The sequence below is a fragment of the Paenibacillus sp. cl6col genome (assembly GCF_900102125.1).
In the GTDB taxonomy this organism is placed as follows: domain Bacteria; phylum Bacillota; class Bacilli; order Paenibacillales; family Paenibacillaceae; genus Paenibacillus_B; species Paenibacillus_B suaedae.
Window position 1 is genome coordinate 146,576 of record NZ_FNAZ01000007.1, and the last position, 24,541, is coordinate 171,116.

A 24,541-nucleotide genomic window follows, 5' to 3' on the forward strand; every position below is an offset into this window, starting at 1 on the left:
AATACTAAATAAAAAGCTTCTTCATATACATATATGGGTCTGTACATATAAGGAGGTTATTCAAGTCATGAGAAAGAAAGTCATATCCGCCACACTCGCTGCTATGCTCGCTGCATCGCTTCCGCTGACTGTCATGGCGCAGCAGAAGTCCACTTCTACTGCCGCCTCATCATGGTATACAGAAGGGATTCAGGCGCTCGTCTCCAGAGGAATTCTTCCCGAGCAGACAAAACCAACGTCCACAATCCCAGTAAAGGACTTCATCCGCTATGCCGCACTATCGCTCACCTACCAGCATGGAATCGACCCACTGAAGGCAGCTGCGGATGAAGGCTGGGTCGAAGCTGAGGAATTCTCCTCTCTCGACGCACCGATTACGCGCGGGGAGCTTGCCCGTATCCTCGTTCGCGCCTATGAACTTGGCACAGAGGAACGCAGCGAGAAGACATTGATCGAATATACGCTGCGTGCTAAATCTCTTGGCTTACTTACTGGCTATCCAGACGGCAGCCTTCATGAAAATAAAGACGCGACTATCGGGGAAGCTGCCTCTGCACTTCGCAACCTGCGCAAGCTCCGTCTAGCTCAAATCGACAACAAGGGTGTACCGCTCATTTCCGTTGAGGATTTCATGCGCAACCCTGGCAACTTCTCGTATCAGTTGTCTGCGGACGGCAACTACATTTCTTATGCGGCAGCTTGGGAGAACCGGACGAATGTATTCGTGAAGAAGATGGATGGCTCGAGCGAGCCTGCACGCATCACTAGCTCCAAGGATCGCGATATTGCGGGGTTCTTCTGGAAGGGCGATCACATCCTGTACTTAAAGGACAAAGGCGGAGATGAAAACTACCACTTATATTCGGCAGCATTCAACGGCAATGCGGAGAAGGATCTCACTCCATTCGATAAGGTTCGCGTCGGGGTAGTCAGCACACTGTCCAATGTGAAGGACGAAATACTCATTACGATGAACAAGGATAACGCGAGAGCATTCGATGTCTATAAACTGAACGTGAAGACAGGGGCTACCAAGCTTGTAGCGAAAAACCCTGGCAATATCCAATCTTGGCTTGCCGATCACAATGGCGCCATCCGCATGGCTGTTGCTACGGATGGCATTAAAGGATCAGTGCTCTATCGCGATACAGAGGACGATGAATTTAAACCTTTCATTACAACAGATACAGGAGAAACCGTCTACCCGCTTGGCTTCACGAAGGACAACAAGAACATTTATGCGATATCGAACAAGGGCCGCGATAAAACTGCGCTGCTCAAATACGACCTGCAGGGCAAGGAGCAGCTACTCTACTCCCATCCTGAGGTCGACTTAGATCGTGCAGTATACGATGACAAGCAAGATAAACTGCTCATGGCTACCTATATCACAGACAAGAAGCATAATTATTACTTCGATGCGGACTTCGAGGCTCTGAACAAAAAGCTGCAACAAAAATTGCAGGCAACAGAAAGCGAAATCCAAATCAATGATTACAACGACGCAAGAACGAAATTTATCGTCAGTCTGTCGAATGACAAGGTGCAGGGAAAATACTACTACTATGATTCAACGACGGATAAGCTGACGCTACTTGCTGCCTTAAGCGACTGGCTTACAACGAATCAACTTGCCGATATGCATCCAATCTCCTATAAGAGCAGAGATGGCTTAACGATCTACGGCTATTTGACACTGCCCAAAAATAAGCAGCCCGAACAGCTCCCGCTTATCGTGAATCCTCACGGCGGGCCTTGGGCTCGCGATGAGTGGGGCTTCAATCCCGAGGTTCAGCTGCTCGCTAATCGCGGATATGCCGTGCTGCAGGTTAACTTCCGATCCTCAACAGGTTATGGCAAAGCGTTCATCGATGCTGGCGACAAGCAGTGGGGACGGGATATTCAAAATGACATTACGGACGGCGTCAAATGGGCAATCAAGCAAGGCATTGCAGATCCAAGCCGCATCGGCATTTACGGCGCATCATTCGGAGGATACGCAACGCTTGCCGGTATAACATTCACGCCGGATCTGTATGCAGCAGCCGTCGATTATGTAGGCGTGTCCAACATCTTCACCCTGCTGAATACACTGCCGCCGTATTGGGAAGCGAACCGTAATATGTTCTATGCACGGATTGGGCATCCAGAGAAGGATAAGGAGCTGCTTAAGGAAGTATCCCCTGTGTTCCATGCAGATAAGATCATTACACCGCTCTTCGTCGCACAAGGGGCCAATGATCCGCGCGTAAATAAAGCTGAATCTGATCAAATGGTGGAAGCACTCAAGAAGAGAGGCATTAATGTGGAGTATATGGTGAAGGACAATGAGGGCCATGGCTTCCACAACGAGGAGAATCGAATTGAATTCTACAATGCCATGGTGAAGTTCTTGGATACCCATTTAACAAAATAGCTTCCAATCCATAAAAGGGCTCTTTCCCATGAGAAAGGGCCCTTTTTCTGTATGAATGGCGATGTATAAATACAGTAAATTAACCTGACTGTTATATTTTACATGAATCCTGCAATCCCAATTTTTACGTATATACTTGGGAAAGTTCAAATTATGAACATATACAAGTATACAAAGGGGTTCTTTTCAATGAAAAAGAAATGGATTGCTGCATCACTCGCGGCCGTGCTTGCCGCATCGCTGCCGACGTCCGTCATGGCGCAGAAGCCGGCCGAAGCTGCAACTTGGTACCAGAATGGGATTCAGGCGCTTACGTCCAAAGGAATTTTGGATGAACATGCGAAGCTGACGTCTACGGTTTCCGTTGACGAATTCGTCCGCCTTGCTGTATTGGCACTTACGTACCAACACGGAATCGAGCCAATGAAGGCTGCTAAGAATGCAGGCTTGGTGGCTGACGGAGATTTCACCTCTCTTGATACGCCGATTAAACGCGGCGAGATTGCCCGCATCCTCGTTCGTGCGCTTGGCAAGGAGCAAGACGAGAAGAGCTTGAACGATTATGCGGAACGCGCTAAGACGCTGGGCTTGCTCAAGGGATTCCCAGATGGGAAACTGCATGAGAATAACGCAGCGACTCTGCGCGAGGCTGCATCCGCACTCGAGAACGTTGTGAAGCTGAGCCGTTCAGGCATCGACAATAAGGGCGTGCCGCAAATTTCCGTCGAAGATTTCATGCGCAACCCTGGAAGCTTCTCCTATCAGCTGTCTCCGGACGGCAATTATATTTCCTATGCAGCAGCGTGGGAAAATCGCTCGAATGTCTTCGTACAGAAGATGGACGGTTCCAGCGAGCCAGTGCGCGTAACGAGCTCCAAGGATCGCGATATTTCCGGCTTCTTCTGGAAAGGCGATCATATCCTCTACTTGAAAGACAAGGGCGGAGACGAGAACTTCCACCTGTACTCCGCGGCGTTCAACGGCAACGAAGAGAAGGAATTAACGCCTTTCGATAAGGTTCGGGTCGGCGTAGTCAGTGCACTGCCCGGCGTTAAGGACGAGATTCTCGTCTCCATGAACAAGGAAGACGCCAAGGCATTTGACGTATACAAGCTGAACGTCAAGACAGGCGAAACGAAGCTGGTCGCGAAAAATCCTGGCGACATTCAAGAGTGGATTGCCGACCATGACGGCAAAATTCGCCTTGCCGTTGCTTTAGACGGCATCGAGGGCGTCGTATTGTACCGCGCGACAGAGCAAGACGAATTCAAGCCATTCATTACGACATCAGGCGGCGACAATGTTAACCCGCTCGGCTTCTCCAAGGACAATAAGACAATCTATGCTGTATCGAATAAAGGACGCGACAAGTCCGCGCTCGTCAAGTACGACCTTCAGGGCAATGAGCAGCTGATCTACTCCCATCCGGACGTCGATCTGGCAGGAGCGGTGTATGACCATAAGCAGGATAAACTGCTCATGACTGCATATATAACGGATAAAGTACATGTGAAATATTTTGATGAATCATTCGAGGCTTTGCACAAAAAACTTCAGCACAAGCTGCAGGCAACAGAAAGCGAAATCGGCATCAACGACTACAATGAAGACAAGACCAAGCTCATCGTCAGCCTATCCACTGACAAAGTGCAGGGCAAGTATTATTACTATGATTCCACAACGGATCAATTGACGCTGCTTGCCAACCTGAGTGACTGGCTCAATCCAGAACAGATGGCTGACATGCACCCGATCTCCTATAAGAGCAGAGACGGCATGACGATTCATGGCTACTTAACGCTGCCGAAGAATAAGACGCCAGAGAATCTCCCTCTGATCGTCAATCCGCATGGCGGTCCATGGACCCGCGACATGTGGGGCTTCAATACGGAAGCTCAGCTGCTGGCTAATCGCGGGTATGCCGTGCTGCAGGTTAATTTCCGCTCCTCTACGGGTTACGGAAAAGCATTTATCGACGCTGGCAACAAGCAGTGGGGCCGCAACATTCAAAATGACATCACGGATGGCGTACAATGGGCAATCAAGCAAGGCATCGCCGATCCGAAGCGCGTCGGTATTTACGGTGCATCCTTCGGCGGATATGCGACACTAGCCGGCATTACGTTTACGCCGGACATGTATGCAGCAGCCGTCGATTATGTCGGGGTATCCAACATCTTCACCCTGCTTGATACATTGCCGCCTTATTGGGAAGCGAACCGCAACATGTTCTATGAGCGCATCGGTCATCCGGAGAAGGACAAAGACATGCTGAAGTCCGTATCTCCTGTATTCCATGCGGACAAAATCACAACGCCGCTCTTTGTTGCGCAGGGCGCCAACGATCCGCGCGTGAACAAAGCCGAATCCGATCAAATCGTCGAAGCCCTCAAGAAGAGAGGCGTTGACGTCGAATATATGGTGAAGGACAACGAAGGCCACGGCTTCAACAATGAGGAAAACCGCATCGAATTCTACAATGCCATGGTGAAGTTTTTGGATACACATCTGAAACATTGATTAGATTCGTCTGGCCATATTCGCCCACAACAATGTAAAAAAGATCGGGTTTCAGCAGTCAGATGTCTCTGATGCGCTGGACCCGATCTTTCTTTTTATTTTCGCTATCAATATCTCTGCATACGATGCGGCAATAACTGCTCATTACTCACTTGGAGCTATTTCTCTCCTTACATGCTGGTCCCTCATCTACGGAAGGCAAGAGGTTACAGCTTGAGCCTGCCATAGACATCCCCTGAGTTCATCTAGCTATGCTGCCACACGGACAAAGCGTTCTTTTTGAAATGACTTGGCGTTACCCCCGTCTTGCGCTTAAAAACTCGGGAAAAGTACGGAACGTCATTGAAGCCCGCTTGGAAGCATATATCCGTTACCGACATATCGGTATCGAGCAGCATCGCGGCCGCCTTATGAATCCGAATATCGACCAAGTAATCATTATACGTCTTACCGGTAAATCGTTTAAATAAATCACAGAAGTATGTCTTCGAAATATTAAACTTGCGGCAGATCATCTCTAGGCGCAGCTCTTCATTATAATGCTCATGAATGTAATGAATCGCGGCCGTCATCAATTCCTTGAATTTGCCCAATCGTTCATCCACGTCATCGGGATTACGCTGTCGATCCATCTCTCGCACAAGCATCGTCATCAGCTTCAGCAGATCTGCCTTGAGTACCAGTTCGTAATAACGATTAGCCTGCTGATATTCGTCCAGCATATCATTCAGAATCTTCGATACCTCAAGATCAGTCGCTCCCGATAATGCCACCTTCGGAGTCACATGTTCTTCATCCAGCATGAACTGTTCCAGATAGGAGTAGTCGAACCTCCCTCTGCTTCCATTATGCGGCTGATACTGCTCGTCAATAAAATGCGGGAGAAATTCAAGTCCAATAATGTCAATTCCTTGACCGGCCACTAATGTCACTCGATGAACGGCGTATGGTGGGATTACAAAAATATTGCCCTTCACCATCCGATACGTGTGATTATTGATCGTATGCATGAACTCGCCTTTCACGACATACCAGATTTGAAAATAGTCATGCGTATGATCACGTATGCTGCCACCCGCATGGTTCCAACGATATATTTTAAAAGGCAGCGGTGTTCCGATCTCGCTCTCAGCGCGATAAAATTGGACATCCTGTGGCATGGGCTTCTGCTGCAACTCTCGACGCTCGAGCATCATCGGTTTCCCCTCCTCTTCCACTCTGATCCCGTTCCCAATCCAATCTGGGTTAGCTTGGAAACCATTCTCTTCTATCATATCATGATTGACCAAACAGGCGATACCGAATGTGCAATTGAAAGGACGAAATCAGCAGGCGGGAATCCTCCTCCAGCACACAAAAAAAAGAGCTGCATCCCGTATGCAGCCCTATTCAACCTATATTATTGCGCAAGTCGCCGTGACGGATGAATCGTATCCACGAACAATAGACCATCATACTGATCCCGAACGACCATCGTCTCCTCAAGTACGCCCCACGCTTTAGCAATACGAGGAGTGAACATCCATAATGTACCCGGTTCAAGCTTCGCCTGTGTGAGATCCAAGAACTGATTAGGGTGGCCTCCTGCTCTAAGCAGCGCCTCTATGCTTCCTTCATTATGCGGCAGCGTGATGCGCTCGGTATCCTTGCTATTCTTGCTGGAGCTTCCTTGATAGGCATACAATCCGATCACATAATTGTCCTTCCGCAGCGAGAATGGCAGCATCTCCCCCATTGTCGGATAAGGGTGATTGTCGAAGCCAAAGCCATTATGCTCGGTTACCATCGTCGAATTATGCTTTCGAACATGATAATTATGCCCCCATACGATGATCTTCTTATCGGGATACAGCCGCTCGGCAAGCCATGCGGCATTGCTCGCCATTTGCTCATCCCGAATATAGCTGGCTTCCTTCATCTGTCGCTCAGGCTCAATCCCAGCGAATAGCTTCACCATTCGTTCACAGTACGTCTCCAGCATATCGATGCGATTCTGCAGCACACGCTCCATAATGGGAACGATCTCTGGTTGCTCAGGGTGAACAGCCTGCAGCTTCGTCTTGTTCTCCTTCACGAACGTCTGGAATACTTGATACTTCGCAATCAGCAGCGATTGCTCCCGCTTGAATTGCTCCATATCCTTGTAGGCATGCACCTTCAAATACCATCGTTCCGTTTGCGCGAACGATACCGCTTTGCTCTTGTCGACTTGGGCGAACCATTTCTCCACAAATGCAATGAACGGTTCCGTAGTACCCTGTACATCAATCCCTGTCAAAATAAGCGGCCGTGCCGTCTTGCTCTGCTGCGCGATATACTCGAATAATGGCAAGTTCTCCTCCACCTGCCATACACCAAAGATCGAACTCTTCATCATATCTTTAGGTGTGCGCTTACCAATCTCCACAAACGCAGCTGATGTCTCGCCCAGATTCGATTCAAACGCGAGTACATCATACCCGAGCTGTTCATGCAAAAACTGAACCAGCCGAACCTTCGCCGAATTGTATTCCGATGCACCATGTGACGCTTCTCCTAGACTGACCATTCGCTTATGCTGCAATAACGGCTTCAGAAACTGAAGATCCTGAAATCGTTCCTTCGTTTCCTGTTCCTTTCCATGGCTCCCATCATGAATGGCAACCGGCTTCGCATGCTCCTTGACCCACTGCTTCCACGCTTGGCTGATTGCCATGTTCGCCTCACCTACTTCAATGCTGCTTGCTGCTGCGCTGTTGGCGATTGAGGTGCAGGCAATCATGCAGACTGCCGCCCCCATAATGAGTGCTCGCTTCCATCCTATCATTGTTTCACCTTCTGATTATGTCTTTGTTGTCTTACATAAACAGCATAAATCGAGAAGGTTAAGGGCAAGGATGGCTCACGTTTAAGTTTGGTTTAAAAAAAGCAAGGTCACGCTTCCTCGGCGACTTCTTGTCGTGCATCCTTCACGCGCAGTCGCAGCAGCCGGCGGAATGGGATGCGCTCCTTCCACTGGGACATGACGACAACGAGCGCATAAGCGCCATACCCTTCAATGATAATCATCGATGGCATAATGAAGTATCGGTACCGCTGCTGCACTTCAATGAACAGATGCACGCCCATATAGCCGAGAATTAATAGAATGAGGAACAGATACTTATGTTCGGTATCCCTGCGCAGAATAAGAAGATCGACGGCTAAGAACAGCAGTAAGATAATGACAAAGTAACTGACATACGAATACGTATGAATCAAACCGAATAGACTGCTCACGCTGTTCGTATTCAGGCTCCAAAATAACGCATCAACCTCGCCCCACATAAGCCGAATTTTACTTAGGAAGAGATTCGACAGCTCTCCAACATTGGACAGACGCTCCCATACCATTTCCTTCTCAATACGCGTTCGCTCTTCTCCTAACGGATATTGCGACACTGTTTTAAAGTCCTCTTCCGAATAGGCCCCCTCTGTCCCACGATTGAAGCCCAATACAAATTTCCACATCGGATCATGGTTCTCTAATGGCGTATTCGAGATTCCCGTTCCTACCGCAATGAAGCTAACCAGGTAGAAGACAGCAAAATAGGTCGTCATGAAAATAACAAGGAAGCCGATCACTTTCTTGATGGACTCCTTCTTCAGTACGATTAGATAAATCACGGCATAAAACAGGATACTTAATAGGATCACAATGCCCAATGGACGTATGAGATTGCCAAGTGACAACACCACCGCTATTGTAATGCTTACTCTCCAGTTGGGCGTTCGTTTTTGGAGCAAACAGTAAAACCCAAGATAGAACAGAAGCGTCGCCAAATGCTGATTCGTCAATACCGAGCTCATTACAATGCTGGGTATGAAGAAGCAGTAAGTGATGCTAGCGAACTTCGCCGCAAATTCATGGAATAGAATCCGTCCAATTTTATATACCAACACCGTGATGCCTGCGCACCAGAGTGCATTTATGATTTTCAAGGGCAGCAAGCTTGTGCCGAATATCTTAATCATCAGCGCCTGATACATCGTGAAGCCTAATTGATAGGTCCATGCCTGGAAATAATCGCTGTACTTATACGAGAAATCCCCTACCGACATTTTCACTGCGGCATCGTACATGATTTGAAAATCAGACATCGGCTTCGTATCAACGACAAGCACCCACATAAACCGGATACAGAAGGCTAAGCATGCGATAAAAAGGATAAATGCCCGTTCCTCATGCAAATGCCGATAAGCTAAATAAGCCAAAATAAATACAAAAGCTGTATAACCTGCCATAATGAATGGGACTTGGATAAGCATATCTGGGCTGTACCCCATGAAGACGCCACACATATAAAAGAGAATTACACACAGAAATGAAAGCAAAATAAAAAGCAGCGGTGTCTTGCATATCCGCGCTTTGCGTAACGACATCTCCAAGGATATCCCACCTATTTATAAAATGAACCCATTCATTGTACCATCATTTCTGAATCATAGTAGCTCCATAATATTACACTGCATCGTATGCCATCATGGAGCCACAATACTCACAAGCTGCTACAGAATCAGGCTGCACCTTAATCTGGGCACCACAACCCGTGCAGTCGACTACTTTTGGGAGCATCGGCTTGTTGGCAGCAGCTGAATTTGCGGCCGCACGTTCGTAAGGTTTAAAGTTATCATCCCATTCAGCGAGATCGGTCATCTCATTCACCAATTGTACCCGATACTGTTCTACCATAGCTTTTTCATCCGCACTGCGATCTATCTTCGTGCTTGCCCACACGAGAAGAGCACCCGGAACACCCAGTAATAATACAAAAACAAACAGCATCTCTACTTCTTCCTGCATATCCGACCAGATCATCATATTTCCCAGCAACACAAGCTCTACGAATAACATCATCATCCAGCCCAAGCCTCGCATGAAATTGCTGGCTCTCCATAGCTTCTTGGCAGGCAGTAATATGCCCCGCTGACGAAGCTGCAGCTCGATTTCGGCTTTTGTCCTTCGCTGCTTGCCCTTGCGGAACAGACAAATTCCTGGAATGCCGAATACGAATACAGAATACAACAATTTCCCGGACCAATCCTCGATCTCGTGAAGCTGTGACAAGTTAAGAAGGAACGAGAGGATAAAGCTGATTTGGAAAAATAAAAAGATTCCGCCTACTACTTTTAAAAAAGAGCCTTTCTTCATTATATGTCTCCCATTCCTCCTGAATTCTACTAAAATCATCTATAGCCCTGTATTTAGCCCTATTTCGCTTAACAATCTCGAATTTCTCTAGATTTCTCTACTGCTCAGCAACAATCATCGCTTAGTTATGTGCTACACTTACTCATACGGAACCGCAGATCCGCAATAGTCGCAAGAAGCAGTAGATCGAGGAGGTACCTCGGTCTGAGCGCCGCATCCGGGGCAGCTGACCATCTTCGGAAGCAATGGCGCACTGGCAGCCACCTCTGCAGCAGCACGACTATGTACCGGTTCGTCATCCCTATCCTCATTCTCTTCTTCATCGTTTTTGTTATCTTCGTCTGAGGGGTTCATGTTCTCTGCTTGCTGCTGCATGTACAACGCATCTGCCTTCGCATCGATTCGAGAAGCCCGCCAGAGCATGAAGATACCAAGGATGAAGAAGAATAGCCCTACGCCATAGATTGTCGTTAATTGAGACTTAGGTACTGGCCACTCCGCCAATACAGTGAGATACTTCCACTCGATGCCGAACAATATGATATAGCCGATGAATCGAAGCAAGTCACTCACTCTTAACGAATCGCGCGCCGGAATCAGATTCTGCTCCCGCATCATCTTCCGTGTTTCCTTACGTTTCTTCAAATACTTGCCGCCGATGAACGACAGGAGCCCTGGAATCCCGAATACAAATACAGAGAATCCCAGCTTCCCTACCGGATCATCAGCAGGAGTAACACGAGATAAGCTTACGAAAAAGCCAAAAATAAAAGCAACTTGCAAAAAGAGCAGCACTCTTCCTATTGTACGTAATAAACCACCCATGGAGTTCAGTTCACCTTTCTATCTATTTAACTATTGAGCATACATTCATGTTAAATCTGTCGTTGTCTACCCATCGTAACTATTCATTGCCACCTATTTCAGCGCTGCTAACTGCTCATTGCGCAGCTTCATTCCGTTAGACAACTGCCGGATCATATCGCGCAGCTCATCAGCGCTGTATACCGTGTTGCGATCACGCACCATAGATCGTACACCTTCCTCCAGACGAGCGGCCTGATCCATGATCTGTCCTTCCTCCAGCACCATAGCCGGTACTGATAGCGGATCGCTATATTTCACCTGCTCCTCCAGCTTGCCCATCTGTTCCAGCAGCACATCACGCTCTGCATGCTCCCAGCCTTCCAATTCCAGTCGTGCTCCATGCAAGACAAGCTGAAGTCGCTTCTTAAATTGCATTCGATTGCTCTCATCCTTCTGCAAGCGGCCCACAGATAATCGCGTGAGGCCAATGAGGAGCGCCAGAATGAACGCTACTGTGAAAGTGATGATATGAATCCACATGTACAGCTTCTCGGATACATCCAGCACGAGCCAAAACAGCACGATATGTACAAGAACTGCAATATTGTAAATGAAGGCGATGGCTCCCATTGATAAATTCATAGGAACCTCATCCTTGTGCTTGGACAGATGGACGAGCATACTCATGCAAAATAGATAACTGATCACCCCTGCCATCATGAGCGAGCCGAAGGACAGCCACCATGAGAAGCCGCGGGATTCGACATCGCTCAGGCCAAAGAATAATCCAACCGTTACCGTTCCTAGAATGAGAAATATCGCTGACGTAATCCACTTGAACCGTGATGCCCACTTCATGATATTCTCCCCCTATACCAGCTTATTGCCGCATTCCACGCAAAATTTTTGCCCCGGCTTAACCTCGCTGTTGCACCCGCTGCAAGTAAGCGTCGTCACCTCGCCGCAGTGCGGGCAGAACTTGGACTTGCTGGACACCGATTCGCCGCAATGATGGCATGGAACCGGCATCGCTTGTCCGCATTCGATACAAGCTCCTTGATCCGGTGGATTATCAGCCCCACATTCTGGGCATGGATTATACGGATCCCCGCAGTGTGGACAGAACTTGGTCGTACGCGGCATCTGCTCCCCACATGCCTGACATTTCACTTCAACCGGCTTATCCGTGCCGCCACTTACAGCCAGCGATGTACCGCAACCTGTGCAGAAGGAGGCATCTCGCTGATTGCCACGATTGCACTTCGGGCATACCTTGTCATGCGCATCAACTCGAAGCTCGCCTGCCATCTGCGTCATGACGCCGCCTACGGCACCGCCAACCCCGTACCCCATGCCAAGCCCAATACCTGCACCCATCAGATCTGACTTCACTCCACTATCATTCCTAGCGACCTCTCCAAGCGTATCGAATGTACGCTCTTGCTGATAGGTGAATCCGATAATATTCATTTCAGCCCGCTTCGCCAGCGCTTCCCGCAAACGCTGTGTGGCTGGATCATCCTCAGGCGTATTGACCGAGTCTACATAGAAATTAAGCAGACGAATGCCGTATTCCTCGAACACTGGTGCAACCAGTTCTTGAATATGCTTGGAAATATCCGATATGTAGGCATTGATCTCTAATATACTAATCTTGCGATGCACGAAGTAGGAAGAAATCAGCTGGTGAATATTCATCATAAGCACGCCGCGGAAATATTCGGTCAGCGTATCTTGATTGAATACAGGCAGTGTGCCTACAAGCTTGCCCAAGAACTTGCGCGCATCTTCGATCTGAATGCCGAACTGCCCGAAGGAACGCACCTTCACGAACAACTGATACTTAGGATCCTGCAATTGAAGCGGTGTACGCGTGCCCCATTTTACATTCAGAGAATGAACCTTATTGACATACCATACTTCCGCAGTGAACGGAGAGTCCCCTCCGAACGGTAAGTTCACAATATGATTCAATATCGGAATATTCGCCGTGCTAAGCGTATGCCTGCCCGCTGTGAAGCTATCGAGCGCTTGCCCGCCCTTGAACAAAATCGCTTCCTGCGACTCATTTACGATAAGCTGCGACCACGTTGCCAGCTCATGATTGGGAAACTTCCATGCAAATACATCAGGTGAACCATCATATTTGATTACATCAATAATCGCCATATTCTATAGTACCTCCGCCAATAATAGTATGGAGCCATACACATCGAAAGGGATCGTTTCTACTTCCCTATATCAACTGTTTGTAATAATATGAAGATATACACTACATTCACTACTTTACTACTACGAGGAAGCTTGCAAAACGTATCCATAATTAAGTCCGCATTCCTAATCTTTCTTCTATCTGCTCCCATTTCTATTATATAAGGCAGCTGCTTCAGACACCATCCTCATAATGGAAATCAAAAAAATAGGCCTTCCCTAGCACGTGCTTCATTCGGCATCATAACGTTCATACTCGCTTCGCCTCGTGCATATATTTATTTTCGTGTTAAAACGTTTATCTGGAAAATCTATAAATGTGATCTCCTCAATTTGACCCAGTATTTATGAACTACCACATTTCATGCAACACGTAAAACGATAACCGCAAATTTGTTAAAGCGATTCGCTTTATTCCGCATCTTCCTCCTCTTTATAACACATGGATTCTTAGGATGAATAACGCCTTCTTCACACTTCACTAACTTCATTCATACAAGACTATGCCATTTCTATTGTTTGTGTTTGTCTTAGATACCGCCTTAATTTGAGCATCTTAACCCTGCCCTGGCTTGTAATTTCGCATTCTGATCCACCTAGCATCCATCTATCATTCTCAGAAGTTGGAATGCGATTACATAGATTTGTTAGTGAAAGGAGATGTTTTCCGTATTTCTCAGGTCTGGCGAACCTAACCCAATATGAAAAGGAGTGTGATTAAGATTGAGAAAGGTCAAAAAAGTTAGTGCTATCTTGTTTTTTGTCTTCATCTTGGTATTCACAGCTGTACCATTGACTGCCTTCGCCGCTTCACCATGGGCACCGAATACGGCCTATAAAACAGGAGACCTCGTCACCTATGGAACGGATACCTACCAATGTGTACAAGGACATACCTCTCTTGTCGGATGGGAACCGCCAAACGTTCCTGCACTGTGGAGCAAACAATTAGCTCCTGCCGACACGGAGCCGCCGACTGCTCCAACGAATGTTACGGCCAGCAATATCACAACCGCATCCATCACCCTAGGGTGGACGGCATCTACCGACAATGTCGGTGTTACAGGCTATGACGTCTATAATGGAACGACACTTGCAGGCTCGACTGCGACAACTTCTTTCTCCGTTTCAGGCTTAACGCCAAATACCACTTATACCTTCACCGTTAAAGCTAAAGACGCAGCCGGCAACATTTCCCCCGCCAGTTCGCCTATAAACGCAACGACATTGGCTATTGTTCCGGATACCCAACCTCCGACAATACCTGCTAATGTAACCGCCTCCAACGTGACCAGCAGCACGGTTACATTGAACTGGACGGCTTCAACGGATAATGTGAGAGTCACTGGTTATGATGTGTACAACGGCTCCATACTTGCCGGCTCTTCGACAACTACTTCCTATACCGTTACAGGCTTGAATGCCAGCACTGCTTACACGTTCACAGTCACTGCGAAAGATGCCGCCGGTAACGTATCCGCAGCCAGCTCACCTGTCAATGTAACGACAAGCGCTATTATTATAGACACGCAGCCACCAACAGCTCCCGCCAACTTAACAGCACCTACTGTAACAACAAACTCCGTATCCTTAAGCTGGACCGCTTCGACAGACAACATCGGCATCACCGGATACGATATTTATAATGGCACGACGTTGGTAGGTTCTTCGAATACAACTTCCTACACCGTTACAGACTTAACCTCCAACACTGCTTACACCTTTACTGTGAAAGCAAAAGATGCTGCGGGTAATGTGTCCGCCGCCAGTAATGCGCTCACCGTTACAACTCGTTCCCAACCATCAAGCCAATATGAGATTATCGGCTACTTCCCAAGCTGGGCTGCCTACGATACTCCGTCCTTCACGCCTGCCAAAATTGACCCGACAAAAGTAACCGTTATCAACTATGCATTCCTTGATATTTGCTGGAACGGCAAACATGGCAATCCTTCGAAAAGCCCCGATAATCCAAATCCAAACACATGGACCTGTCAAAACGGCGATGGCACTCCAAATAATGTGCCGAACGGTTCCATCGTAATTGGAGATTCATTTACAGACGGTACAGCTGATGGCGGATACAACCAATTGGTTACGATCAGACAGCTGAAGAACACCAACCCGAATCTGAAATTATTCGCCTCCGTCGGCGGATGGACGTGGTCCAACCAATTCTCCAACACGGCGAATGACCCTGTCACAAGAGGCAACTTCGCCACTTCCGCCGTCAATTTCTTGCGCCAATATCAATTCGATGGCATCGACATCGACTGGGAATATCCGAACAACATTGGCGTACCTTGCGCATCGGGTCAGACATGCCAACGTACGGCCGACAAAGCGAACTATGTCCTTCTTCTACAAACCCTTCGCCAAGCTCTTGATAAAGCCGGACAACAAGACGGCAAGCGCTACTACATTACGATCGCTTCCAGCGCGAACTCCAGCTTCCTTGCCGATGCAGGCGGCACCAACAACTGGTTGTCCAACGCTGCACAGTACTTGGACTGGATCAACATCATGACCTACGACTACTATGGCCCATGGGATGCGACAAGCGGCATCGGATCGCCATTGTATAACGACCCAGCCAACACAAACGGCAGCAGCCAATTCAACATCAATTCCACCGTAACCAACTATTTGAATAAAGGCATTCCTGCCAATAAAATAACCATAGGCGAACCATTCTATGGCTATGGCTGGAAAGGATGCAACGCGGGTCCAAATAACAACGGACTGTACCAAAGCTGCAGCGGTGAAGCCACTGGCGGTTCCAGCGGCTCGACGTATGACTTCGCCCACATGCAGAACACCGGCCTGCTGTCTGCTGATTCCACAGGTAAATATACGGTTGCTGGCCAAGGCTATACCCGCTACTGGAACAATGTGACGCAAACTCCATCCCTCTACAACCCATCTACAAAAGTCTTTATTTCGTATGATGACGAGCAGTCCATTCATTTGAAAAATGAATTCATCAAAACCAAAGGATTACGCGGCGCAATGTTCTGGGAGCTGAATGCAGACAGAAACCGTACCCTGCAATCCGTCGTTTCCAACGACTTGCCGCATTAATACGATCAAAGATGATAATTTAGCAATAAGGATAGAATAAGCAGCACACGCAATAAAAAAGGGCTTTCCCAAGAGTAGAATCTTCTACTTTCTTAGGAAAGCCCTCTTTATGTATTACTTGAGAGATGGATATGCCTGAACTGCTGCTGCACAAACGTAGGAGCCGATTTCTTTACAGCAGATTTAAGAGGTTGAATAGATATTCCTTCAACTATAAGGATTGCAGCTGCTTTGTCTTTTGTATATACATAAGCATCTTAAGGTTTACTTAAGAACCTAGTAAGAAAAAAGAGACTTTTAGGAACTAGAATAATTTTATCTTAACAAACCAACTTATAAAATATTTCAGGAGGATTTTATGAAAAAGAAGATGGGCATCGCAATTGCTGCCTCTATTATCACTCTAACTAGTTTTACAGGAAGTACTTATGCAACTTCGAAAGCAGAAGTTTCTGTTACAGGTTCCTACAACACAAATCAAATGGCTCAACAGATAAAATGGTTAGAAGAGCATGCCATGCCATTAAAGACAACGGATCCAACAGCACCTATTCATGATTTGAGTCCGCTTAAGGATATGATCGGATCAGCTACAATTGTTGGTTTAGGCGAAGCGACCCATGGTGCTCATGAAGTTTTTACCATGAAGCATCGCATTGTTAATTATTTGACAGCTGAAATGGGCTTTAAGGCCTTAGTGTTAGAAGAGGGATGGGACAGAGCATTGGGACTCGATCGCTATGTTCTTACGGGTAAAGGGGACCCAAGCCAATATCTAAGTCCTGTATTTAACACGAAAGAAATCATAGATCTGCTTCAATGGATACGCCAATATAATGCTGATCCAAAGCATAAATCCAAAATACGGATCATCGGGATGGACATACAAACCGTAAACGAGAGTGTTTATAACAATATCCTAACGTATGTAAAGAAATACGATCCGAAACTTGTCACTCGTTTCGATCAAAAGATGAAAGGCCTTATTCCTGTAACCAAGGATTTAGATACCTTTGGCGATCTTAAGAAAGAAACGAAAGCACGGTATGTTTCAGATGCGAAACAAATCAGCGCTTTATTAGAGCAAAATAAAAACAAACTGAATGGAAAATCCCCAGAGTTCACATGGATCAAACAAAATGCCCGTATTATCGAGCTATTTACGACAATGACAGCCGCATATCCTGATAACCTGGAAGACTTTTATTTGAAACACGATATTGCTATGTATGAGAATGCGAAATGGACAGAAGAACATATAGGAAAAACAATCGTGTGGGGCCATAATGGGCACGTTTCGAAAACAAACATGATCCCTTTCGTATACCCTAAAGTAGCTGGGCAGCATTTAGCAGAACATTATGGAAAACGGTATGTATCCATTGGAACATCTGTCTATGAGGGACGTTACAATGTTTACAACAGTAACCAAGAATTCGGTCCCTATGGAACATTAAAATTAGATGACCCGAATAGTTACAACTATACCTTTGGACAAGTAAAATACGACCAGTTTTTTGTTGATTTACGTAAGGCAAGCGGAGTGACTAAAACTTGGCTAAACGAGCAACATACCATTTTTGCCGGAGTAACAACGGTAGGTCCAGATTTCCCAACGACTGTAGATGTACCATTAGGTAAAACATTTGATATCCTTGTTCAAATTCAGAAAGTGAGTCCATCTCAACTGATCAGGAAACGGTGATGTCCTGAGATTTATTTATCTGACGGATTGTCAAGCTAAGTACGACAGTTCATTCATGAACGCTTCGTGAGCAGACATCCAGCCTAGACATCTACGTGGACGATTATTAATGAGAGAGATAGCCTCGTTGCCAGGAGAATACGGATCTACAACATAAACTTTTAGATTTATGAGAGTTCTCAAGGTTGGCATAGCAAGCAAACTCTTTCCCGCGATCTACGGTAGCGGTTGGAAAGGCGGCTTGAGGATACTGGCTGGCAACCACACCAAAGGCAACCTCATCGATAGGCGTTACGATCGGGCATCCTCATGGCTAAGTAGTGCCGAGTCTTACGCTCAATAAAAGTGGCTACACAAGCTTTGCTTTCACCACGGCTAGAGACAACGGTATCCAGCTCCCAGTGGCCGAAGGTTTCACGCTTGCGAACCTGAACCAGCTTCTCGGTCAGCTCATTTGCAAGTTTAGGCTTATCGTTGCCGACAGAAGCACTAGATGCTGCGGCAACGATAAGCCTATTGAGCCGACCGGGCTTCGTATACATGCTCTGAGGTTTCCGCGTTCGATTTCTCGTGCGATGAGGGAATGGTGTTTACCCAACTCACATGGGCATTTTTGTTTTCTAGCTGTCGCACTTCATATTACAATCCGTCATATTAAAAAGACCCATTCTCCTTATCGTTCAAGTAGAATGAGCCTTTGAAAGTTTATCAAAAAAACTCAATTCACATTCAAACGAAACAAAAAAGCCAGTCGCCGAGTGATTTTCGACGACTGGCTGCAGAATGTGTTTTGATCCCTGTCTACAGATCTTATATTATTCGGGCAAAGTATACATCACATCAAAAGGATTCTTACCTTCAAAAAACCGAGTATACAATTTTGCCATATCTGCTTCATCTAAGTTCTTGTCACTGCGTATTAAACGCCCTAGTTCTACTAATATATTTGCTTCTTTTTGACTGACAATTTTTCTATCTAACATATATTTTGTGCTTTCTGGTGTTACCCATGCCCAATCATTTACCGCTACTTCAGAAGACGGATATCCAATTGACAATTCACCGATATGCGCATACTTTGAACACAAAGGATGAACAATTAACAAAAATGTTGAGATTACCCCGGAGCGGTAACTTAGCCTTTGGAGCGTTTTAACTTCATTAGCGAATGACTCCAAGTGACTAGGTAAATCTCCCCAATCACGATTACCCATTAACACTAAGATTTCAATTGCTAGTTCTTTATCTGGAGACTCCGCCAATTTCGTAAAAATTTCGTTCATAGTAATGCCAGAAACTGAAAATGCACCAAAACATCTTACTGCTTCCGAAAGAACCACTTCCCCTAACGACACCAATCTTATATACTCGTCTAACAGTTTAGTATCATTGCTAACATAATTCGAAGACTCCACAATAGTTTCAATTATTCGAGCCTTTATACTGTTATCCTCAACTAAGGGAATCATGCTACTAAGAAAAGTAAAACTATCGCCTTCTAGTGCTTCTCTAGCAGAGCTATTTTTCAATAAATTTAGCGTTGCTAACAAAGTACTATCGTAATCTTCTTCTAAACAAAAGTCATATATCGTTGAGATGATTTTTTTGTCCATATGTCTCCTCCAAGTATTCTATTTCATTGCTAATTAATGGTTCTGAATGACTTTCCATTCGATAGTACCATTCCTCTGGTTGTATAGACATATAATCCGAATTTGTAATCGGAAACTGGACTTCTTTGGACATCATAAAACTCCCATCATTATAGAAGTAGAAGTTTTGTTTTTTCTACTGTTTACTATGATGGAATCATATCAGTCAACTCGTATTGTTGGTCATTTTACCCAATCACTATAAGTATTAATTTAAAATGATTATCAATAATCACAAACTCATTGCTCACACTAACAAGTAAATCAGAATAACTATCCTCTATTTTGCATTTGAGTTCATTCATTGGAGGTAATATTTGTACACTTATATAAATCTCTGTAATTTTGTGGCTATCATGATCAAGGAACATTGTAACATTAGTAATATCGTTGTCCTTCCGATTCACCTGATTAACACTGTAGATTATCTTATTACTATCTTCAATTCTCTTTTTTCAGTACCGAATAGGCACCTAAATTGATGCAATTGGGATTCCCTTTTCTAAATATCGAGACTAGATCTACTAACAAACCATCGAGAGGCTTTTCAAAGAAATCCTTCTGTAGTGCATCCCATTCATGATCAATAAAAGTAAACCAATTAGGGCTTACCGATGAAGTATCAATTATCCCAGGCTTTGATTGTTCGTATAAATCTCTTTTTAAGCCGATGTCATCATTATTTGTAAACACTATACACTCGCCTAATTTCTTGTTGAATTGGTCTGTGCATGCTCCCATTGTACTGAGATTAAACGCATAAGCGCCGGACTGCCCTCATTAATAAGCGTACGATCTTTTACCCAACTCACTTCCAACAATATTTTTGACGAAACTTCCTAAAATGGGGTAACATAGAGCTGGTCATTCGTTTAATTATTGGAGGAGTTCATATTGGAAGCCGTCATACAGCATCAATGGAATTTAAGTGAGATGGAAGCCATTGAATTACAGCGGGAATTAGCTAAAAAGGTGATTACCGAGGATGGGCTTGACCCAATCCATCATGTTGCCGGAGTAGACGTTGCTTATAGCAAAAACAATGACACACTAATTGCAGCGATTGTCGTTTTAGAGTTAGATTCATTGAAAATTGTAGAATCCGTTGTCATTGAAGATACGGTTCAATTCCCATATATCCCAGGTTTATTTTCGTTCCGAGAGCTTCCTCCGATTATAAAAGCATTTGAAAAGATAAAGACCACTCCTCAATTAGTCGTTTGTGACGGACAAGGGCTCGCCCACCCTAGACGATTTGGATTAGCCTGCCATTTGGGGATCCTGTATGATATCCCCACCATTGGATGTGGAAAAACGAAGCTATCAGGCAATTTTACAGAACCCGATCAACATAGAGGAGCTCAGTCACCATTAATCGATAATCGTGAGATCATTGGGAATGTATTACGAACGCAGAAGAATATTAATCCCATCTTTGTTTCCATCGGCCATCGGATATCATTAACGACTGCTTGCCAATGGATACTCAAACTTGCACCGAAATATCGGTTACCCGAAACGACTCGGCAAGCCGATCAGCTTGTAAAAAAGACGTTGTCGCTTTACAACCATTCCCTAAGTTAATAAAAGATGGGCGAATACCGCCCATCTTAGACTACAAAACAAATGTAACAAAACATCATCCCAAAGGCTTTATTCAATCGTCTCACGTATCGTAATGGAGAAAGGTATTTTTACCGGACCTTTATCTCCTAATGACTCCATTTAACGCTTACAGCTATTGCTCTAGTTTATAGCGGCTTCTATATTCAGGAATTTTGTCACGAACAACATTATAGCTCAGATCTTCTTCACTTATTTCCCATGTTTCTACTATATCTCCTGTTTCATCATAAGTTATAGTAATTATGTGAACATTTCTAGCCACAATACTTTGAGATCTTAACTGACCATTCTTATAGAACTCTTTTGCTATACCATTTGTGGTATTATGATCAGTCTCATTTAATTCCTGTAACTCGCCTGTGGGATAGTATACTCGCTCGATACCGGTTCTAAAACCATCTTGCACCTCAAACTCCCAAACAAGTACCCCATTATTATAGTCTACTATTACTCCGTTAAAAAGTACTGTATTATTCTCATCAATATAAAAGATATGTTCATCGGTATGAATATCATCTTTAACAAAAAGATCATGATACTTCATCTTTCTCATACATTCACATCCTAAATTTTACTATTAAAACAACCACTTATGAACAACCACTTATGAAGAGGCATTAGTTATGGCCTACACTTTTAATTCCATCTGTGAAATAACGACAATGTTCACAACGGATTTTTGTTTTGTACAATTTGTCCACCTTTGGTGGCAGCCAAAGAACTTGCCATCTTATTCGTTGTTGTGAACAACAGGGGGGCCTATCATTTTTCTTTATTGCAATTAAAAAGGCTCCCTATCGTTCAAGTTGGAATAAGCCTTTGAAAGTTTATAAAACGTGTTAGTCAAGTTTTTATTGTTTTGGTTTGTTGTATTGTACGTTCTTATTGTTGGGGTTGTAAATAAGTTTACACAAAATTATTGACCGTCCCCATGTGGCATCACCACCAACGGGTAACCTCCCCTTTATTGATTAAATTTTCCCATGCTTCCTTTCCATTTTCACCTAATTTACCAACACTAATGTACACTCTTCCACTTTCTGAAACAAAAAGCATTAAGTTATCACTATCAATCATCCCAACAGGGACTAATTTTTCTCCAGCGTAATTTTCTTCTAATTTGAAACTTCCATTGTTAACATTATTAGTAAATCGCATACTTGTGTTATGAGTTTCATCATTAATAGTGTCTTCGATCACTAGGTTTCCAAATTCCTTCAAAAACTCTTGACTTCTGGAAAAATGGTATACCCTAATTTTTCCAAATTCTCTTCGATTTCTTTAATATCTATCTTTCTTCCCTCATACCATCCAGCATCTCTTAAAATTTTTACGGTTTCATTACTCAAATTCATTTGTTCTCCCCCTACTTCATCGAAGTCATAAAATCAGCAAACGTTACTTTGCAATTTTTACAAAAAGGTTTAACCAACACTTTCCATTATTAACATATTAAAAAGACTCATCCTCCTTATCGTTCAAGTGAAATGAGCCTTTGAAAGTTTATCAAGTTATTTTTGTCAAGTTTTTTAGTGTTTGGTTTATTGGTTGTCTTACGATCACGCTATTGGGATTGTAAAAAAAAATTGACATTTCAATAACTCTCAATATCAACCTTATCTAAATTTACGTCTGAAATATCAATAGCATGTAACTTTGAATATCGTTCACGCCAATTATCTATGGGAAATGCACCGAATCCATAATCTAAATAGATACCCTGATCAAGTCTAAGCGTTCCCCCTCTCTCAAAATACTTAATCAATGGCTCGTAAATATCTTGATATTCATCACTAATAATTTTTCCCTCCTCAACTAACGAAACCCATTCGAGATAACGTAAACAAATTGTTTTACATAGTAGATTTGGTCTGCCTGATTCAAAGAAAATACCAGCGATAATATCCTCTAAATCCAGATTAGAACCCACCACCTTTGCAGGACTAAAGAAAGGCCCCGATTCAAATGAATACCCCTCTAAAAATAGTGCACTTCTCCTCAAATACTCGGTAATTAAAAGTTCACTAGATTTCTTTTTTGTTTCAGAAGTTCCCCAAGCAATTTTTGAAATACGCGTTGTTGCCTTTTCCATGAAATCAATCATACAGTTCACTCCATTTAAGATTATAAAATTTAGCGACATTCTCCTCATACCCTGGGAATGAGCCAAATTCAGGTTGCTTAGGTGCCAAGTCATGAGCACCCGGTGGATCATTTGTAAATTTCGTGCCATCCCATGAGTTGGGATGGCGGTAATTATGACCACTCTCCATTAGTTTTTTTCTGCTAATTCATGTGCTGCTAACTGTTTGAACCATTCCTTACCTTGAGGAGTTAGTTCTCCAACTTGCGCTTTGGTAAAAGCATATACAACTTCTGAATCAGGGGTGAGTCTTGATTTATAATAATAAAGCCCGTGTTGATCATAATGACACAATTCATATTCATTTAAAAACATATGGGATTTTAGATTTTTAGCTTCCTCATTATTATCCAATCCACTTGCTCTTATCAATTCTGCCTTCTTTTCTGTCGCTATATCAATTTTTAGTTTTGTTTCAACAGGAGGCTCCTCAAATCTTTTTAGAGCTTTTACCGTCCCCTCAGTTTTCTCACGCAATGCCTCTCGTCTCTTTTGCTCCTGAGCTTTATACTGCTCTTTCGTGGTTGTTCGCTTCACCCGGCTTCGGTCTGTATCCTTTGGTCTCTAGTCCTTTGCGTATAGGGTTTGCGGCCAACGGGTTCCCTGTTACTACTTTTTGCTTCATGGATTGCTTCAGGTTAGCTATAATCTGGTTAGGCTTCAGTTTGCTCGTATATTGGCGCGCTGCCGTGAAGACTTTTCCAAGCATTGGACTCAGCATTCCGCCTAAAGCGCCGAATGCCCCTCCCCACAAGGCGGCTTCTAACAGTTCTTTTCCACTCGACTTATTTTGAATCAAGGATAGCGAGGTGCTATGCAGCGAACCCGCTACTGCGCCATTTAATGTGTATTGTGTGACTCTCTGGGCAGCGCCAGCATATTTGGGATTTAGGACCTTTTCCAATGACTTGGACATTGTATTTTGTACAATTTGTCCACCTTTGGCGGCAGCCAAAGAAGTCGCCATCTTATTCGTTGTTGTGAACAAGTTCTGTGTACTCGTGCCCACTCCTCCCGGATTCACGACCAATCCTGCTGCGCCGCCAGTAAAATCCGCGATTTTATCTACAATTTCATTTCCGGTTGTAGGCTGATCCACGACAGGGGGGCCTATCATTTTTCTTTATTGCAATTAAAAAAGGCTCATCCTCCCTATCGTTAAAGTTGGAATAAGCCTTTGAAAGTTTATCAAACGTGTTAGTCAAGTTTT

Annotated in this window: 19 protein-coding genes and 1 pseudogene; 5 read left to right on the plus strand and 15 right to left on the minus strand. The window is 44.7% G+C overall.

The genetic code is table 11. The features are described 5' to 3' along the window. Window positions 1-67 precede the first annotated feature (67 nt). Window positions 68-2,416 (plus strand): S9 family peptidase, encoded by a 2,349-nt coding sequence (locus BLS15_RS18840; RefSeq protein ID WP_028531962.1) that lies wholly within the window; start codon window positions 68-70, stop codon window positions 2,414-2,416. Window positions 2,417-2,605: 189 nt separating this feature from the next. Continuing rightward, complete coding sequence (locus BLS15_RS18845; RefSeq protein WP_090513253.1) at window positions 2,606-4,936, plus strand: S9 family peptidase; 2,331 nt, start codon at window positions 2,606-2,608, stop codon at window positions 4,934-4,936. A gap of 245 nt (window positions 4,937-5,181) precedes the next feature. On the opposite strand, the gene BLS15_RS18850 is transcribed toward BLS15_RS18845, so the two are convergent. The 7 genes from BLS15_RS18850 to BLS15_RS18880 all read right to left on the minus strand — a co-directional run bounded on the left by BLS15_RS18850 (window position 5,182) and on the right by BLS15_RS18880 (window position 13,082). After that, on the minus strand, window positions 5,182-6,132 hold the full coding sequence (locus BLS15_RS18850) for a helix-turn-helix transcriptional regulator (protein ID WP_051614032.1): 951 nt from the start codon (window positions 6,130-6,132) through the stop codon (window positions 5,182-5,184). Window positions 6,133-6,335: 203 nt separating this feature from the next. Next, window positions 6,336-7,742, minus strand: coding sequence for an erythromycin esterase family protein (locus BLS15_RS18855; protein WP_028531959.1), 1,407 nt, complete (start codon window positions 7,740-7,742; stop codon window positions 6,336-6,338). 107 nt (window positions 7,743-7,849) lie between these two features. Then, on the minus strand, window positions 7,850-9,337 hold the full coding sequence (locus BLS15_RS18860; RefSeq protein ID WP_231515079.1) for an ArnT family glycosyltransferase: 1,488 nt from the start codon (window positions 9,335-9,337) through the stop codon (window positions 7,850-7,852). 79 nt (window positions 9,338-9,416) lie between these two features. After that, window positions 9,417-10,106 carry a hypothetical protein gene (locus BLS15_RS18865; protein ID WP_090513257.1) on the minus strand — a complete coding sequence of 230 codons (690 nt, stop codon included), beginning with the start codon at window positions 10,104-10,106 and terminating at the stop codon, window positions 9,417-9,419. A 138-nt stretch (window positions 10,107-10,244) separates the two neighbouring features. After that, window positions 10,245-10,931: a TFIIB-type zinc ribbon-containing protein gene (locus BLS15_RS18870; protein ID WP_090513263.1), complete on the minus strand. Its 687-nt coding sequence runs from the start codon at window positions 10,929-10,931 to the stop codon at window positions 10,245-10,247. Between the two features lie 93 nt (window positions 10,932-11,024). Next, entirely contained in the window at window positions 11,025-11,771 is a 747-nt protein-coding gene (locus BLS15_RS18875; RefSeq protein WP_090513266.1) for a hypothetical protein, read from the minus strand. 12 nt (window positions 11,772-11,783) lie between these two features. Further along, entirely contained in the window at window positions 11,784-13,082 is a 1,299-nt protein-coding gene (locus tag BLS15_RS18880) for an SPFH domain-containing protein (protein ID WP_021255402.1), read from the minus strand. 765 nt (window positions 13,083-13,847) lie between these two features. Between BLS15_RS18880 and BLS15_RS18885 the strand changes: the two genes are divergently transcribed. Together BLS15_RS18885 and BLS15_RS18890 are read left to right on the plus strand one after the other, a co-directional pair. Beyond that, entirely contained in the window at window positions 13,848-16,205 is a 2,358-nt protein-coding gene (locus BLS15_RS18885; protein ID WP_090513271.1) for a glycosyl hydrolase family 18 protein, read from the plus strand. A gap of 358 nt (window positions 16,206-16,563) precedes the next feature. Then, on the plus strand, window positions 16,564-17,910 hold the full coding sequence (locus tag BLS15_RS18890; protein ID WP_021255404.1) for an erythromycin esterase family protein: 1,347 nt from the start codon (window positions 16,564-16,566) through the stop codon (window positions 17,908-17,910). A 278-nt stretch (window positions 17,911-18,188) separates the two neighbouring features. Here BLS15_RS18890 and BLS15_RS29080 read toward each other — a convergent pair whose 3' ends face one another. From BLS15_RS29080 to BLS15_RS18905, 3 genes are all read right to left on the minus strand, one after another. Then, the gene (locus BLS15_RS29080) at window positions 18,189-18,452 is read right to left on the minus strand and encodes a hypothetical protein (protein WP_021255405.1); all 264 of its coding nucleotides are present in this window, start codon (window positions 18,450-18,452) and stop codon (window positions 18,189-18,191) included. A 273-nt stretch (window positions 18,453-18,725) separates the two neighbouring features. Continuing rightward, window positions 18,726-19,523 (minus strand): hypothetical protein, encoded by a 798-nt coding sequence (locus BLS15_RS18900; protein ID WP_021255406.1) that lies wholly within the window; start codon window positions 19,521-19,523, stop codon window positions 18,726-18,728. 480 nt (window positions 19,524-20,003) lie between these two features. Continuing rightward, complete coding sequence (locus tag BLS15_RS18905) at window positions 20,004-20,255, minus strand: hypothetical protein (protein ID WP_021255407.1); 252 nt, start codon at window positions 20,253-20,255, stop codon at window positions 20,004-20,006. A gap of 201 nt (window positions 20,256-20,456) precedes the next feature. On the opposite strand from BLS15_RS18905, the gene nfi reads away from it, so the two are divergent. Then, the gene (nfi, locus tag BLS15_RS18910) at window positions 20,457-21,146 is read left to right on the plus strand and encodes a deoxyribonuclease V (RefSeq protein ID WP_021255408.1); all 690 of its coding nucleotides are present in this window, start codon (window positions 20,457-20,459) and stop codon (window positions 21,144-21,146) included. Between the two features lie 154 nt (window positions 21,147-21,300). Here nfi and BLS15_RS18915 read toward each other — a convergent pair whose 3' ends face one another. The 5 genes and pseudogenes from BLS15_RS18915 to BLS15_RS18935 form a co-directional block, all read right to left on the minus strand. Then, window positions 21,301-21,741, minus strand: coding sequence for a toxin-antitoxin system YwqK family antitoxin (locus BLS15_RS18915; protein WP_021255409.1), 441 nt, complete (start codon window positions 21,739-21,741; stop codon window positions 21,301-21,303). Window positions 21,742-22,127: 386 nt separating this feature from the next. Further along, a pseudogene (locus BLS15_RS18920) lies at window positions 22,128-22,543 on the minus strand (SUKH-3 domain-containing protein). A gap of 239 nt (window positions 22,544-22,782) precedes the next feature. Next, window positions 22,783-23,292 carry a hypothetical protein gene (locus tag BLS15_RS29610; RefSeq protein ID WP_021255412.1) on the minus strand — a complete coding sequence of 170 codons (510 nt, stop codon included), beginning with the start codon at window positions 23,290-23,292 and terminating at the stop codon, window positions 22,783-22,785. A 168-nt stretch (window positions 23,293-23,460) separates the two neighbouring features. Further along, the gene (locus BLS15_RS18930; RefSeq protein ID WP_139170694.1) at window positions 23,461-23,868 is read right to left on the minus strand and encodes a hypothetical protein; all 408 of its coding nucleotides are present in this window, start codon (window positions 23,866-23,868) and stop codon (window positions 23,461-23,463) included. Then, entirely contained in the window at window positions 23,837-24,430 is a 594-nt protein-coding gene (locus BLS15_RS18935; RefSeq protein WP_139170695.1) for a hypothetical protein, read from the minus strand. Before BLS15_RS18935 ends, BLS15_RS18930 begins: the two co-directional genes overlap by 32 nt. Between the last annotated feature and the right edge of the window lie 111 nt (window positions 24,431-24,541).